We start from the raw sequence: 16217 nt of genomic DNA, 5'->3' as shown, positions 1-16217 counted from the left end.
ACTACCAAAGGAAAATTCACGGGGTCGAGGGCCAGCAGTGCCACGGCTGCTCGCCGTGGCCGGCCAGCAGCCGGGTCAGGTGCCGCAGCACTTCGGCCTGCTGCTCGCGCAGATAGAAGTGAGCACCGGGGAAACTCTGGAAGTCGGTGACCTGGGCGCTGACCTCGGCCCAGGCATAGGCTTCGTCCGCATCGACTTCCGGGTCCTGGCCCCCCAGGCACACGCTCAGGGGCAGGTCCAGGGCGCGGCCGATGTCGCCGCGATAGGACTCGATCAGCCGATAGTCGTTACGCAGTGCCGGCAGGTACAGGTCCCGCAGCGTCGGGTCGTCCAACAGGGACGGCGCGCCATCGGACAGGCGCCGTACATCCGCCAGCAACGCCTCGTCCGACCCCAGGTGCAGCTCGCTGTGGCGCTGGCGATGGGGCGCCGGGTGTGCCGACACAATCAGGCGCTGAGGGGCCGAGCCTTGCTGCTGCATGCGCCCCGCCACTTCATAGGCCAGGGCCGCGCCCATGCTGTGGCCGAACAGCACCAGGGGCCGGTCCACCAGGTCCGACAGGGCCCGAGTGATAGTGCCCGCCATCCACTCCAGGCTGCCGGGCCAGGTCTCGTTGAGGCGCTCTTCACGCCCCGGGTACTGCACGCTGATCAACTCGATATCGGCGGGCAACCCCGCCCGCCAGTCATTGAAAAAACTCGCGCTGCCCCCGGCATGGGGCAGGCACACCAGCCGGCAGCGCGGCGGTTGCGGCTGCGGGTAACGGCGCAGCCAGGCACTGGGAGCCTTTCTCACAGCACACCCTCCTCTAGCTCGGCCAGTGGGCTACCGGCGCTGTGGCCCAGGCTGACCCGGGTGTCCGGCAACCACTGACAGACCTGCTCCAGGCAGGCTTGGGCATCCAGCACCTGGGCCGCGTAATGCAGGCCGGGCGGCAACTGCCGCCAATGCAGCGCGCAAAACGCCGCGACGCTGCCGGTCAACCGCGAACCGTCGCCGGCCCGCAACCAGGCACTGGCCTGCTGCGGGCGGCCGTCACGCAGGCCGTCGACCTCCACCGCCAGCAGTTGGTACGGCCGCCGTCCGGCGACATCCAGGGCACTGGCCTGGACCAGCGCGGCGATGTTCTGCGGCGTGTTGCGCGCCTCTGGCGCCGAGCCCTGGATACGCTGCAAAGTCGCCGCCAGTTGCCCGCCCTCGAACAGGTTGAAGCCCTGGCCGTGAGGCACTTGCAGGTCACTGAACAAGCGCTGCTGCTCGGTGCTCAGGTAAGGATAGGCCTGTACCCCGGCCACCGGCAGCCAGTCCCGTTGCAGAGGCTGCCGGGCACTGCCCGTGCTGCGCACCACGTGTCCCTCGCGCCAGCCGCACTGGGCCTGGCCGAAGCCATTGCCCAGGCTCAGCAGGAAGTCATCGGCGGCCGTGACGGACAGCCGTCCCAGGCCGCCGGCATAGCAGCGCATCTCGTCGACTCGCTGGAAGGACTGCGCCAGCAACCGCGGGAACACCCCCGACAGCCCCGGCAGCATGCCCGCCGACAACAGCACCCGACGCCCTGCGGGCACTTGACCGGCCAGACGCTCGTGCACCGGGTCGTCACCGCCCACATCCAGGTAATCGGCGCCCGCCGCCAGCGCGGCCCGGGCTACCCGATCGAGAATCCGGTAGCTGGGCCCGGCGCAGTTGATCACCAGGGTGCAGCCGGTACAGAAACCGGCCAGGCTCTGCTCATCCCACAGGTCCAGGGCGCGCACGTCGGCGCACGCCCCCAACTGCTGGTTCAACTGCTCGGCCTGCTGCCGGTCGCGTCCGCCCAGGCGCAGGGCAACCCTGGGTGCCAGCAGTTGCGCCACCTGACGGCCGACGCTGCCATACGCGCCGACCAGACCAATAAGCGCCCCACTCATGCCGCCACCTCGGCGGCGTCGAAGGCCCGGGCCACGGCTTGCACCTGGGGCTGCTGCATGCAACTGAAATGATCCCCGGGCACATCCACCACCCGCAGTTCGCCCAGGCACAGGGCCTGCCAGTAAGCGCTCATGTCGCGGTGCATGCCCGGCAGCACCTGGACCTCGCCGCTCTGGCGAATGAACAGCAGGTCGCCCTGATACGGCGTGGCCTCATGCAGGGCCACCGCCGCCAGACTGTGACGCAACACCTGCAATTGCTCGCGCAGCCAGTCCAGGTCACTCAACTGCGAACCGGCGTGGCGCATGGCTTCGGCAATCGCCTGCAGGCGCTGCTCGGGGGTCTTCTCTGCCAGGCGCCGCAGACAGGCCAGGGCCGAGGTGCATTGGCCATCGTCGCTCAAGGCCAACAGCGAACCCTGGGGCACCCGTCCTGGGGTCTGGGCCAGGACCCGGGCGATGCTGCGCTCCATGGCCTGCTCGTCCTCGGGGTATCCCAGCACCAGCGGATCGGCCTGCATCACCCGGGCGAACACGTACTCGGCCAAGAGGTCGTCCTCGATCATGAACGGCACCCGGTAGCTGCTGATCACGCTCAGCTGCAGCACCTCGATGGAACGCGCCGCCAGGCATGCCGCCAGTTCGGTGGCCAGCAACCCGCCCAGGCAGTAGCCGACGATGCTCACCTGGCGCCGGCCTTCGGCCTGCAGGGTGTCGGCATAGCGCTCAGCCAACCGGCGAATCGCCGTGGCCGGCTCCAGCGCCAGATACCCCGGCACGTCGTTGAGCACCAGCCCTTCCAGGGGCGCGTCTTCCCCCAGGGCAGCGAACAGCGCGCGATACGGCGCCAGGGTGCCACTGCCGTCGTGGACGAAGATCCGTGTCGGGCCCTGCACCTTGTCGCTGATGCGCACCAGCGGTGAATCGCCTTGTCCACCCTGCCCGCGCAGGTAGTCGGCCAGGGCCGCCACGGTGGGCTGGTTGATCAACTGCCGCAGCAAGTCGCTCCAGGGCAACTGCCGGGCCTGGGGCAAGGCTTCGCGCAGGCGACCCACCACTTGCGCCACCAGCAACGAGTCGCCGCCCAGTTCGAAGAAGCCCTGCTCACGGCCCACCGCCGGCACCCGCAACAGGGTCTGCCAGACCTCGGCGATGCTGCGTTCCAGATCGTCCACCGGCGCCGCGCCGCTGTTGACCTGTTGCTCGGGCCCGGCCATGCCGATCCGGGCCAGGGCCTGGCGGTCGACCTTGCCGTTGGCGGTCAGGGGCATCTCATCGAGGATCTGCCAGTCCGCCGGGATCATGTAGTCCGGCAGACGCTGGGCCAGATGGGCACGCAGTGGCTCGGGCTCCAGGGTCTGGCGCTCGCTCTTGAAGCGGGTGATGAACAGGTGCTGACCGATCTGCGACATGGCGTCATCGGCCTTGGGCAGGCACAGCGGGGTTTCGCCCCCGGCCTCCAGCAGCAACTGCTGCCACTGCTCGCGCCGGATGAAGGTGGTGTCCAGTTGCGCACGGAAGTCCTCGAACGCGGTCAGGCCTTCCTTGAATTCCATGGAGGCCATGATCTGGTAAGTGTCGCGGGTGGCTTCGATGAAGATCAGCCAGCCCCCCGGGGCCAGCATCTCCCGCAGCCGCGCCAGCACCCGGCTGGCATGCCGCGAGTTGTGCAGCACGTTGGCGCAGAGAATCACGTCCAGGGAGTTGGCGGCCACGCCCTGGGCCCAGTGGTCCTGGTTGAGGTCGAACAGCCCGTAGCTGACCCAGGGATAGGCGGCGAAATGTTCCCGGGCCTCGTTGAGGAAGAACTGCGACAGGTCGGTGAACTGGTAGTCCACCGGCAGGCCGTCCAGGGCCGGGATCAAATCGGCGCTGGTGCCGCCGACCCCGGCGCCGATTTCCAGCAGGCGCAGCCGCTGACCGGCAGGACGCTGGCGGATGATCTCCTGCACCGCGGCGCACACCGCCTGGTTCAGGTACTGGCTGATCAGGTTCTTGCGGTAGGCGCCCTCGGCGGTATCGGTACGGCCCTCGGGGAACAGCAGGTGCAGCGGGTCCAGCTGGTCGCTCATCAGCGCCGGCAGTTGCTCCTGGCTCTCGCGCAGATAACGCAGGACCTCGGCGCCCCAGCCTACGCAAGGCTCCAAGGCTTCGATGCGCTGCCACAGCTGAAGGTATTCCTCGCGCTGCACCCGCAGGTCCGAGTAGCCACCGGACTGCCGGTCATGCTGCACCAGCCCTTCTTGGGCCAGGGCCTGCAACCAGCGCCGGATCAAGCGCTGGTTGCGCGGCGCGACCTCGCTCAAGGCCCACACTTCTTCCAGGGAGTGACGCTGCCCCGCCTGCTGGAACAGCCCGGGACGCTGCAGGGCCAGGCCCATGGACAGCAGCGCGGCGCGCTCGACACAGGCCGACATCTCGCTGACCAGGGCATCGCTCAGGTCACCGCGCACGGCCTGGGCCGCGGCCTGGGTACGCGCCTCCAGCTGCTCCGGCCAGGCCAGCGGCATGTCCCGCAAACTGGCCCGCAGACAGGCCTGCAGCCGCCGTTCGAAGGCCCCTTCGCCAGCGGCCACCACCACCGCGGACTCCACATGGGGATGGCTGAGCAGTGCACTTTCCACCTCCGCCAACTCAATGCGATGACCGCGCACCTTGACCTGGAAATCCTCGCGACCAAGGAACTCGATCAGGCCATCTTCCAGGTAGCGGCCCAGGTCGCCGGTGCGGTACAGGCGCTCGCCGCTGCGAGGGTGATCGACAAAGCGCTCGGCGGTTTTCTCGGCGTCCCCCAGGTAACCCAGGGCCAGGCCGCTACCGGCGATGTACAGCTCGCCGGCCACCCCTTGAGGACGGTCGCGGCCCTGCTCGTCGAGGACCATGAAGCGCTGATTGGCCAGGGGCGCGCCGTAGGGAATGCTGCGCCACTGCGGATCGACCTGGGTGATCGGATAGTAGATCGACCAGATGGCCGCTTCCGTGGCCCCCCCGAGGCTGATCAGCCGCAACTGCGGCAACAGCTGGGCAGCCTCCGCCGGCAGGTTCAGGGGAATCCAGTCCCCCGACAGCAGCGCCAGGCGCAGGGTTCCGGGGGCCATGGACGGCACCGCCTGCAGGTAGTGGGTAAGCATCTGCAATTGCGCCGGCACCGAGTTCCACAGCGTGACCCCATGCTCCCGGGCACACGCCGCCCAGTGCGAAGGATCGGCGCGGCGTTGCGGGTCGGGCAGCACCAGGGCGCCGCCCACGGCCAGCAGGCCGAAGAGGTCATACACCGACAGGTCGAAGCCCAGGCTGGCCAGGGCCAGGACCCGATCCTCGGCGCCGATGGCAAAGCGCTGGTTGATGTCGACGATGGTATTGAGCGCCGCCTGATGGCTGATCATCACGCCCTTGGGCACCCCGGTGGAGCCGGAGGTATAGATCACGTAGGCCAGCTGCTGCGGATCGATGTCCAGCACCGGCAACGGAGCTTGCGCCGCCAACGGGCCCTGATCGACCTGGATCACCTGGGTCACCCGCGCCGGCCAGCACAACTCATCGCTCAACCAGGACTGACTGAGCACCCGGCCGACCTCGGCGTTATCCAGGATCAACTGGCGCCGGGCCTCGGGCTGGTTGGTGTCCAGGGGCAGATAGGCCGCCCCGGCTCGCAGAATGCCCAGCACCGCGATCACCTGCTCCAGGCCCTTGTCCATGCACACCGCGACCCGCTCTCCCGGCTGGCAGCCGGCGTTCAGCAGGGCCTCGGCCACGGCTTCGGCGCGTCCGGCCAGCTCGCCGTAGCTCAGTTGCCCGGCACCCTGGATCAAGGCCACACGCTGGGGCGCAGCAGCTGCCTGAAGCCAGAACGGCTCATGCAACCCGCCGGTGGGCAACGGCGCCGCTGTCTGGTTCACCAGCTCGCGTTGCAGGCGCTGGGCCGCCGGCAATTCCAGGCAATCGTCCAGGGTCCAGGCCGAGGGTTCCCGGGCCAGGCGCTTGAGCAGCCGTTCAAAGGTATCGAACAAGTCGTCGAGCAGCGCCTCGCTGAATACCCCTTCGCGAATGTCCCAGTTGATCGCCAGGCCGTTGTCCCGTTCGCTGACCTGGCAATCGATCAGCACCTGGGGCGTCTGGCTGATGCCGAACACCAGCTCGGCCCCTGGCATGAAGGCCCCGCCGCCGCTTTCGCCACCTGCGCCCAGGGTGCTGGTGAAGGCGTACGGCATCAGCGCCGCATCCTGGCCCTTGCGCCGCGCCAGCTCGCGCAGCACTTCGATGCCCGAGCACAGGCGATGGTCCATGTCCTGCCACAGCCGTTCCTGCAACTGCTGGCTGCGCTGGCCGAAACTGCCCCCTTGCAGGGTCTGCACTTCCAGCAGTTCCACCGAGCTGAAATCCCCCACCAAGCGGTCGACCTGAGGGTGCAGGGACAGGCGATTGAGCAGGGTCAGGCTCAGGCAGAAGTGTCCGCGCCGACTCCAGCGGCCCAGGGTTTCGGCATAGGCCGAGAGAATCGCCGCCGACACGCCGACCCCGGCGGCGGCCGCATTCAGGCGCAGGGCGTTGCAGTCCCGCGCTTCCAGGCTCATGGCCCGGCGCTGGAAGCGTGGCCCGGTGGGTGCCCCCAGCAACGGCAGCTCCGGTGCCCCCGGCAGGCTGTCGACCCGCGCCCACCAGTAGTCACGGTCGCGCTGGTAGCGCGGTTGCTCGCGCAGGCGCCGCTCGCCCAGCACGTAGTCGCGGAAGCTGATCTGCGCCGGGGCCGGCAGGGCCTCACCGCGGTACAGCTGCTGCAACTCGGCCAGCAGCATGCGCACGCTCTGGTAGTCGCACACCAGCAGGTCCACCGACAGGTGCAGGCGCGAGGTGTCGCGGCCCTGGCTCACGCACAATTCGATCAAGGGCCATTGCTGAGGCGTGGCGCGGCGCAGTTCCATGCGCTCGCGCAGGGCCTGCAAGGCACTGCCGTCGTCCTGGCTCAGGTCGTGGTTCGCAATGGCGTAATGGGGCACCTGGGGCAGGATGCGCTGGTAGCCCTCCTCCAGCACCACGGCGCGGAGCATCTCGTGACGGGCGATCAGCTGGTTCCAGGCCTGTTCCAGACGCAGCGGGTCGAGGTCCTGCTGGGCGAACTCCAGATAACCGTGACAGGCCACGCCGCCAAAGCTGAAGGCCGTGGTGCGGCCCAGCAGATAGGCCGCCTGCACATCGGTCAGCGGGAAGGGTTCTTCCCGGGCCGGCAGGTCGGCCTCCAGGGTCGGCATCTGCGCCGCCTGCAGCTGTTGCAGCAGCGCGTCCTTGTGTTGCCGAAGTTGCTGCAGGCGTGCGTCGTCCATGACCCCGACCGGGGCCCGATAGCGCAGGCGACCCTGTTCTTCCCAGAGCTCCACGCCCAGTTGTTGCAGATCCTGTTGCAGTTGCTGCAGCGTCATAACACGCCCTCCACCATTGCGTTCTGAGTGACGGGCCGCTGTTCCCGGCGCGAGGCGAGCAACTGCCCCTGCAGGGCCACGGTGGCCGCGTTGAAAAAGTCCTTGAGCGACAGTTCCAGCTGGAACTGCCGAGCGATGCGTTCGATCAAGCGGGCGGCCAGCAGGCTGTTGCCACCCAAGGCGAAAAAGCCCTGGTGCCGGCCCACCTGTGGCACCTCCAGCAACTCCTGCCAAAGGGCGGCCACGGCCTCTTCCCACTCCCCTTGAGGAGGCTCGGCGCTGTGCGGCGCGATGCCGCGCCGCTGCTCCTGCAGCAGCCACAGCAAGGCCGCGCGATCGACCTTGCCGTTGCTGCTCAGCGGCAGCTCGGCCAGGGTCAGCCAGCTGTCCGGGAGCATGTGTTCGGGCAGCCATTGGCCCAGCCACTGCCGCAGGGCCTGGGTCGGCGGCAGCGGCTCGTTGGCCACCAGCACCGCCGCCAGTTGCGGCTCGCTGCCGGGCAGCACCAGGCTCAGGGCACGGCTGATGGCCGGGTGGCGCTCCAGGGCCACATCGATTTCCGCCAGCTCGATGCGAAAGCCGCGGACCTTGACCTGATGGTCCAGGCGCCCGAGGAACTCCAGGGTGCCGTCGGCCCAGTAGCGACCCTGGTCGCCGGTGCGGTACCAGCGCCCACCGTCATGCTCGACAAAGCGCTGGGCACTCAGGCTGGGCAGGCCGCGATAGCCCGCGGCAACCCCGGCTCCGCCGATCCACAGCTCGCCCGGCACCCAGTCCGGGCAATCCCGGCCCTGGCTGTCCACCACCCGGAAGCACTGGTTGTCCAGGGGCCGGCCATAGGGGATCGAACGCCAGTGCCCGGGCACCGCGTCCACGTCCTGGCAGTTCGACCAGATCGCCGCCTCGGTGGCGCCGCCCAGGGCCACGAACTGCAGCTCACGCCCCGCCGCCCCTCGCAAACGGCGTGGCAGGTCGAGGCCGACCCAGTCCCCGGAAACCATGGCCAGGCGCAACGCCGCCAGGCCGCCAGCGTCCCGTACCTGCAAGGTCAGCATGTCCAGCAGCGCTGGCACCGAGTTCCACAGGGTGACCCGCTGTTCGCGGATCAGGCGCAGCCATTCCTGAGGCTCCTTGCGCAAGGCGTCGGCCGGCAGCACCAGGGCGCCACCGACACTCAAGAGGCCGAACAGGTCGTACACCGACAGGTCGAAATCCAGGGCCGAGACGCCCAGCATCCGATCCTCGGCGCTGACCCGATAACGCCGGTTGAGCGCCTCGATGGTGTTCATCGCCGCCTGGTGCGACAGCTCCACCCCCTTGGGTTCACCGGTGGTGCCGGAGGTGAAGATCACATACGCCAGGGCATCCGCCGCAAGCGGCAAAGGCTGCGCCAGGGCGGCTGCCGGGCGCGCCTGGGCCAGGGTCACCACCCGCAGTGCGGCGAGCCAGATGCCGCCGTCGCGGTGGGCCGTGTCGGTGAGTACCACACGTACCCCGGCACGCTGATAGATCATGTCGCGTCGGGCCGGCGGCTGCTCGATGCCCACCGGCACGTAGACCGCTCCAGCGGCGAGAATCCCCAGCACCGCGATCACTTGTTCGCGGCCCTTGGGCAGGGTGATCGCCACCGCCTCGCCGGGTTGCACGCCCCACTCCACCAGGGCGCCCGCCAGTTGCAGGGCTTGCCGGGCCAGCTCGGCATAACTCAACTGGCCCTGGTCGCAGATCAGCGCCAGCCGCTCGGGATGGGCCTGGGCCTGTTGGAAGAAGCCCTGGTGCAACAGCTGGGCCGGGGTCGCGTGCCGGCAGTCGTTGACCGCGCTGCGCACCCGCTGCTGGTCGGCCGGCAGGGGCAACGGCGCCACCTGTTGCCAGTCATGCTCGCAAAGCCACAGCAGCAGATTGCGATAGGCCTCGAACATCTGCTCCAGCAGGCCCTCGGGGAACAGCCCCTGCACCGCGTCCCAGTTCAGCAGCAGGCCGTCGGCCATGGGGTAGCTCTGGTGATCCAGCCACACCTGGGGCGTCTGCGACAGCGCCCAGCCAGGCTCGCCCAGTTGCTGGCGGCAGGTGTCATCGACAAAGGCCGGGCCCAGGTTGCAGGCAAACACCACCGGCGCCCCCTGACCGCCGCCCTGACGCAGGCGCGCACGCTCGCGCAGCACCTCGACCCCGGGCCAGGCGCTGTGGGCGATATCCCGGTGCAACTGAGCCTGCAGCGCCAGGGCCTGCTGGCAGAAATCCAGGGGCTGGCGCTGATCCACTTCCAGCAGCACCAGATTGGAGAAGTCCGCCAGCAGGTGGGGCACGCAAGGGTGCAATTCCTGACGGTTGAACAGCGGCACGTTGAGCAGGAAATGCTGACTGGCACTCCAGCGCCCCAGGACCTGGGCATAGGCGCAGGCCAGCACGCTGGCCAGGGTCAGGCCGTGCTGCCGGCCCTTGTGCTCCAGGGCCTGCAACTGGCCTTTATCCAGGCGCATGGCCAGACGCTGGAAGCGTGGCCTACCCAGTTGCTGCGGCTCCCGGGCCAGGGGCAATTGCGGGCCGTCGGGCAACTCCTCCAGGCGCGGCAGCCAGTAGTCCCGGGCCGCCGCCAGTTGCGGCGCCCGGGCCGCCTGCTCGGCTTTCAGGTAGTGGGCAAAGTCCCACTCCAGCACCGGCAGTTGCTGTTCGAGACCGGCATGGATCAGGGCCAGATCCCGCAACAGAATGCCAATGCTCAGGACATCCGCCACCAGCAGGTCGATGTTCAGGTGCAGACGGCTACGGCCTTCGGGCAGCAGGCTCAGTTGCACATCGAAGACTTCCCCGCTGCTGACCTCCAGGCAGCGGTGCGACAGTTGCTCACGGATCTGCTCAAGGGCCTCGGCGACGCCCACACGGGACTCCTGGCGCAGGTCGTGGACGGTCAGCCCGGGCCAGGGGCTGTGGGGCAGGATGCGCTGGCAGGTTTCATTGATGAAACAGGCCCGCAGCATCGGGTGGCGCTGGCACAGGCGGCGCACGGCCTGCTCCAGGCGCTGGGGTTCCAGGCCCTGGCCATCCAGTTCCTGATACAGGTGGCAACCCACGCCCCCCAGGGACATGCCCGGATCGCGACCGAACCAGTACGCCTGTTGCAGCGGGGTCAGAGGAAAATCAGCGTCGTCGCCGGCGTCGGCTACCGCCTGCAGGCGTGGCGCCGCAAGGCCGCGACGGGCCTCAATCAGCGCCCACCAGGCGTCCAGGGTCGGCTGCTGGATGAGTTCGGCAAAACTCAGGGTCACGCCCTCGGCGGCCAGCAACGCCGGCAGGCGCATGATGCTCACCGAATCGAGACCCTGCTCGATCAGCGAAACATCCGCCTCAAGCTCCTCGGGCGCGTAGTCGAGCAGCCGGGCTATGCCCGCGCAGAGGCCTTGGGGTGAATGACTCAGGCCGGCGTGCGCTGGATGAGCGCGTGCCAGTGCTGGGTTATCAGTCATGGTGGACGGTCCTATGGGGTACGGAAGGGGTAGGTCGCAAGCGCCAGCGATTGATCGCCTCGCGCTCGTGGAACAGTTCGCGATAACGGCCGGTAGCCGCCATCAGTTGGGCATGGGTGCCGCGCTGGGCCAGGCGGCCCTGGTCCAGCAGGAGGATCTGCGCGGCATGGGGGGCCAGGGTCGGCTTGTGGGTCACCAGCAGCACCGTGTGCTTGCGCGCCAGTTGCAGCAGGCTGCGGTTGACCCGCGCCTCACTGATGGCGTCCAGCGCGGCGGTGGGTTCATCCAGCAGGATCAGCGTGGCGTCCTTGAGCATGACCCGGGCCAGGGCCAGGCACTGGCGTTCGCCACCGGAGAGGCTGACGCCGCCCTCGCCCACCCGGGTCTGCCAGCCCTGGGGCAGGCGCTGGGCCAGGCGGTCAAGGCCGGTGGCGTGGGCCGCGCTCATCAGTTGTGCCTCACTGGCCTCGGGGCGGCCCAGGCGCAGGTTGTCCAGCAGGCTGGCGGCCAGCGGCGGACAGTCCTGGAACATCAGGGCAATGTCCTGGTCGCGCTGCCGGGCCGAGAGCTGGCGCAGGTCCACGCCCCCCAGGAGGATGGCGCCGCTGCTGACATCGCAAAAGCGCGCCAGCAAGCGCAACAGGCTCGACTTGCCGGAGCCCGAGGCCCCCACCAGCAGGTTCAGGGAGCCCGGTTCCAGCTCGAAGCTGATGTCCTGCAGCAGCGCTCGGCCCTGGCGCACCAGCCCCAGCTCCCGCACCTCGACCCGTTGCCCCTGCGGCGTCTGGGGCTCGCTCGGCTCCGGCAGGGGCGGCAGGTTCAGCAACTGGCACAGGCTGTCCACGCCGTGGCGGGTCTGGCGCAAGGTGGTGCCCAGATTGACCAAGGCGCCCATGGGCTCCACCAGGCAAGTGGCGAGCACCGCCAGGGCCAGGTACTGCACGGCCCCGAGACTGCCACCGAGGACCGCGTAGAGCCCGCACAGCAACACGGCGGTGTAGCCGGCCTGGAGCACCACCACCAGCCCCAGGGCCGCCGGAAAAGTGCGCCAATGGGCCCGGCGCTGGGCCTGACGCTGTTGCTGCAAAGCCTCGCCCAGCAGACTGAAGCCTTCACCGTTGCGCCCGCTGGAGCGCAGCAGCGGCTGCTGCCGCAGGAACTCCAGGACCCGCGCCGCCGCTTCGCCGGCCGCCGCTTCGCTGAGGCGCTCGGCCTGCCCGCCCCAACGCACGCCCCAGTGATAGAACAACAGCAACAGGGGCACACTGGCCAAGGCGGCCAGGGCCATGGAGCGGTCGTAGAAAAACAGCGCCAGCAGCAACGCCAGGGGTGTGAGCAAGGCGTTGGCCATGGGCTGCAGCAGGTGCGCCGGGGCACTCATGATCTGCGCCACGGTGTGGGTCACCATGCGGTTGAGTTCGGCGCCGCGCCGCTCGACGAACCACTCCAGGGGCAGGCGCGCCAACTGCTGGCCGATGCGCAGGTTCAGCGACTGAGCGGCAGCCGCCCCGGCCCTGTAGCCGGCCAGCTGGGCATGGCGGCGCAACCCCAGGCACAGCCCGGCGAACCCGGTAAAAGCCCCGGCCCAGAGCCAGGGCGCCTTGCCCGACGCGGCGTCGAAGACCCCGGCAAACGCCATGGGCAGCAAGGCCAGCGCCAGGCCCTGGGCCAAGGCACTGGCCGCCATGGCCAGCAGCGCCCGGCGCAGCAGGCCGGCTTCCTTGGGCTGCAAGCTGCGTAACAGGGCAGCGATCATGACAGCGCCCTCGTCAACGGGGCCGCGCCAAACTGCTCCGCCGCCCACAGCCCGGCATACACCCCCTGCTGATCCAGCAGGGCCTGGTGCCGACCGCACTCGCGCAATTGCCCGCCCTCGAGCACGGCGATCTGATCGGCGTCCTGAATGCTGCTCAAGCGATGGGCGATCACCAGCACCGTGCGCCCCGCCGCCAACCGCGACAGCGCCTGCTGGATCGCCGCTTCCGATTGCGGATCGCTGGCCGCGGTGGCCTCGTCGAGCACCAGGATCGGTGCCTGGCTGAGCATGGCCCGGGCAATGCCCAGGCGCTGGACCTCGCCGCCGGACAACTGCACGCCGGTCCCCAGCAGGGTGTGATAACCCTCGGGCAAGGCGCAGATGCGTTCGTGGATCTGCGCGGCCCGAGCCGCCTCTTCGACCTCTGCGAGGCTGGCCTCGGGGCGCCCCAGGCGCAGGTTATCGAGGACGCTGGCGCGCAGCACACGCACCTCTTGAAAGACAAAGGCCACCTGGCGATACAGGGTCGCGCTGTCCATGTCCCGCAGGTCGACACCGCCGATGCGGATCGCCCCGGCGCTGACATCGGCAAAGCGCGCAAGCAAGGTGGCCAGGGTGGATTTGCCGGCCCCGGAATCCCCCACCAGGGCGGTCAGGGTGCCGGGCTGCAGGCGCAGATCGATGCCCCGCAGCACCTGAGTGCCGTCGGGGTAGCTGAAGTCCACGGCCTCGAAGGTCACCAGGGCGCCTTCGGGCTCTCGGGAGAACGCCGGCTGCGCCAGCACCGGCGTGCTCAGTACCGCGCTGATGCGCTGCGCCGCCGCCCGGCCCTGGACCAGAGAATCGGCGCCATGGCCCAGGGCCGCCACCGGCGCCGCCAGGGCCGGGCCCAGCAAGGCAAACGCCAGCAACTGCGCCGGCTGCAGCCCGCCGCCGGCAATCAGCGCCACCCCGCCCACCAGCACCAGGGCCAGCACCAGCAGAGGCGAGAGCAGCACTTCGACACTGGCCCCCAGGCCGGCCCAGCGCTCGACCCACTGGGAGAAGAAACGGCCGAAATCCTCTACAGCCTTGAAAAAGTCGTCCTGGACCCGCTCCACCCGGCCAAAGGATTTGACCATGGCGATGCTCTGCACAAAGTTCAGGGTCGCCGTCGACAGCGCGCCCATGGCCGCGCCCAAGCGCTGGCGCTCGGCGTGGTACGCCGGGGTACGCATCACCCGCAGGCGCCACAGCGCAACCAGCGGTGGCGCCAGCACCACCAGGGTCATGGGCAGGCTCACGGTCAGCAGGTAGATCAGGCTGGCCAAGGGCACCACCAGGGCCGCCACCAGATTGTTGGGCAGGTGCGCCACCAATTGATGCAGGGCGCCGACATCCTCCAGCAACACCCGCTCGGCGGTTTGCCGCTGCCCATCCAGCCAGGCCAGGGGCACCCGCGCCAGATGGGCAGCGATGCGCTGGCGCAGATGGCGCTGCAGGTCACTGTCGGCCAGATGGGTAATCTGCAACCCCGCCGCCAGCCCCAACAGACGCAGGAGCAAGGCCCCGCCCCCGGCCAGCAGCCAGAAGCCCGCGCGGTCCACGTCCAGCTCACCCGCCAGCAGCAGCGGCGCCAGTTCGGCCACGGCGATCAGCGGCAGCAGGCCCACCAGCGCAGCCAGCACCTGCAGCAGCATCGCCGCCAGCAGACGCCCGCGCACCGGTTGCAACAGTTCAGTCAATCCTGGTTGTTCAGCCACGGGCATCAGTTCCCACCCGGGTTTGGGCCTCAGCACCGAAGTACAAGGCCTGAATGGCCTCACGCAGGTGTTTGCGGCTGACCTTGCCGACCCCGGTCTGGGGAAAGGCCGGGATGAACTCGAAGCGATCCGGCAGCTTGAACGCCGCCAGGCCCTGGGCCCGCAGATGGCGTAGCAATTCCACAGCCCGGGGCGCCTGGCCACGGGCAATGACGAAGGCGCAGGTGCGCTCGCCGAGGAAGGCGTCGGGCATCGCCACCAGGGCGATGTCGGCCACCGCCGGATGGCTCAGCAGCAGGTTCTCCACTTCTTCGGCGGCGATCTTTTCGCCACCGCGGTTGATCAGGTCCTTGTCCCGCCCTTCCACCATCAGGTAGCCGTCGGCGGTGAGCTGCACCCGGTCACCGGTGCGATAGAAGCCGTCGGCGGTGAAGGCCTGGGCGTTGTGCTCGGGATAGCGGTAATAGCCGCGGATGGTGTAGGGGCCACGGGTCAGCAGCTGGCCCACCTGCCCCACCGGGACGGGCTGGTCCTGCTCGTCCACCACGCGAATTTCGTCCGCCGGCGACAGGGGCCGGCCCTGGGTGTGCAGCACCCGCTGGGGCGGGTCTTGCGGGTCGGTGTAGCAGATCAGCCCTTCGGCCATGCCGAACACTTGCTGCAGGCGGCAACCGAGCACCGGTTCGATACGCCGCGCGGCCTCGAAACTGAGCTTGGCCCCGCCCACCTGCAACAACTGCAACGACGAAAGCCCTCGTCCGCGAGCCTGGGCCGCCTCCATCCAGACCAGGGCCAGGGGCGGCACCAGGGCGGTATGGGTCACGGCTTCGCGCTCGATCAGTTCGAAACAGACCTCCGGGCTTGGCGAGTGGCCGAGCACCACGCGCCCGCCGACCGACAAGGTGCCCATGAACCCCGGGCAGCACATGGGAAAGTTGTGGGCCATGGGCAGCACCGCCAGGTACACGCTGGCACTGGACAAACCGCAGCGCTCGACGCTGGCCCGCAGGTTGTAGAGGTATTCGTTGTGCCGCCGCGGGATCAGCTTGGGAATCCCGGTGGAGCCGCCGGACAACTGGAAGCAGGCCACGGCATCGGCACTCGGCGCCGGGAAAGCCGGCGACGGGGCCGGGTCATACAGGCCATCAAGGGCGGTGAATTCCTCGGCCTCGCCGGCCACTATCACCCACTCCAGGTGCGGATGACCGGCCTTGAGATTCCGGGCCATGGCCCGGTAATCGAAGCCGGCGTCACAGTCGGTGCACAGGTAGGCCCGGGCCTGGGCGAATTCGCAGAAACGACCGATCTCCAGATGCCGGTGCGCCGGCAAGGCGAAGATCGGCCGCACGCCGAGGCGGTACAGGGCAAAGCAGGTTTCGACGAAAGCGCTGCGATTGGGCAATTGCAGGACCACATTGTCCCCGGCCCGCAAGCCCAGGCGGTACAGGCCGGCGGCCAGTTGATCGACCCGCAGGTCCAACTGCCGATAGCTCAGGCGCTGTTCGCCATCGGTCAGCGCCTCGCGCTCGGCAAAAGCCTGGGCCGCCACCCGCAGCAGGTCGCCAAAGGTTTCATTGCGCCAGTAACCGGCCTGGCGATAGCGCTGGGCAAACGCCTCGGGCCAAGAGGGGCAATCCTGCAGATCATCGAAAGTGGACATGCTGTCTCCTGAGTTTTTTGACGCAAAAAGCGGCCCCGGACCTGAGGTGCCAGGCCCTTGGAATGAACGGGAAAACGTCGTCAGCGCGGAAGGAAATGAAGCTCCACAGGCGCTCCTGCGGTGCTGTTGCGTGGGGTGTCGTCCATGAAGGGCTGCCGTGCTTGCAAATGAGAGTGATTATTAACCGGCAATTTCCAAAGCCCGGCAATCGGCAGGACATTCGTTTGCGCGGCTTTTTCTTTTGATTGCGCGGCGCGGCCCCGGCAG

The 16217-nt window shown here is 68.8% G+C and carries 7 protein-coding genes; all 7 read right to left on the bottom strand.

Annotated features, from left to right (window positions below; translation table 11 throughout):
- Positions 1-16: 16 nt before the first annotated feature.
- From PQT43_RS11295 to PQT43_RS11265, 7 genes are read right to left on the bottom strand one after another with little or no spacing between them, the layout of a single operon-like run.
- Positions 17-796 carry a thioesterase II family protein gene (locus tag PQT43_RS11295; RefSeq protein ID WP_110652742.1) on the bottom strand — a complete coding sequence of 260 codons (780 nt, stop codon included), beginning with the start codon at positions 794-796 and terminating at the stop codon, positions 17-19.
- The gene (locus PQT43_RS11290) at positions 793-1908 is read right to left on the bottom strand and encodes a saccharopine dehydrogenase NADP-binding domain-containing protein (protein WP_272753918.1); all 1116 of its coding nucleotides are present in this window, start codon (positions 1906-1908) and stop codon (positions 793-795) included. The genes PQT43_RS11295 and PQT43_RS11290 overlap by 4 nt, the downstream gene beginning before the upstream one ends.
- Positions 1905-7325: a non-ribosomal peptide synthetase gene (locus PQT43_RS11285; RefSeq protein ID WP_272753917.1), complete on the bottom strand. Its 5421-nt coding sequence runs from the start codon at positions 7323-7325 to the stop codon at positions 1905-1907. Before PQT43_RS11285 ends, PQT43_RS11290 begins: the two co-directional genes overlap by 4 nt.
- On the bottom strand, positions 7322-10792 hold the full coding sequence (locus PQT43_RS11280; RefSeq protein WP_272753916.1) for an amino acid adenylation domain-containing protein: 3471 nt from the start codon (positions 10790-10792) through the stop codon (positions 7322-7324). The genes PQT43_RS11285 and PQT43_RS11280 overlap by 4 nt, the downstream gene beginning before the upstream one ends.
- Positions 10785-12548 (bottom strand): ABC transporter ATP-binding protein, encoded by a 1764-nt coding sequence (locus tag PQT43_RS11275; RefSeq protein WP_272753914.1) that lies wholly within the window; start codon positions 12546-12548, stop codon positions 10785-10787. The genes PQT43_RS11280 and PQT43_RS11275 overlap by 8 nt, the downstream gene beginning before the upstream one ends.
- Positions 12545-14296, bottom strand: coding sequence for an ABC transporter ATP-binding protein (locus PQT43_RS11270; protein ID WP_272753911.1), 1752 nt, complete (start codon positions 14294-14296; stop codon positions 12545-12547). Before PQT43_RS11270 ends, PQT43_RS11275 begins: the two co-directional genes overlap by 4 nt.
- Positions 14283-15950: a (2,3-dihydroxybenzoyl)adenylate synthase gene (locus tag PQT43_RS11265; RefSeq protein ID WP_272753909.1), complete on the bottom strand. Its 1668-nt coding sequence runs from the start codon at positions 15948-15950 to the stop codon at positions 14283-14285. Before PQT43_RS11265 ends, PQT43_RS11270 begins: the two co-directional genes overlap by 14 nt.
- Positions 15951-16217 lie beyond the last annotated feature (267 nt).

It is taken from the genome of Pseudomonas sp. BLCC-B112, from assembly GCF_028550695.1.
Classification (GTDB): Bacteria; Pseudomonadota; Gammaproteobacteria; order Pseudomonadales; family Pseudomonadaceae; genus Aquipseudomonas; species Aquipseudomonas danubii.
This window is presented reverse-complemented; position numbering and strand designations above follow the sequence as displayed.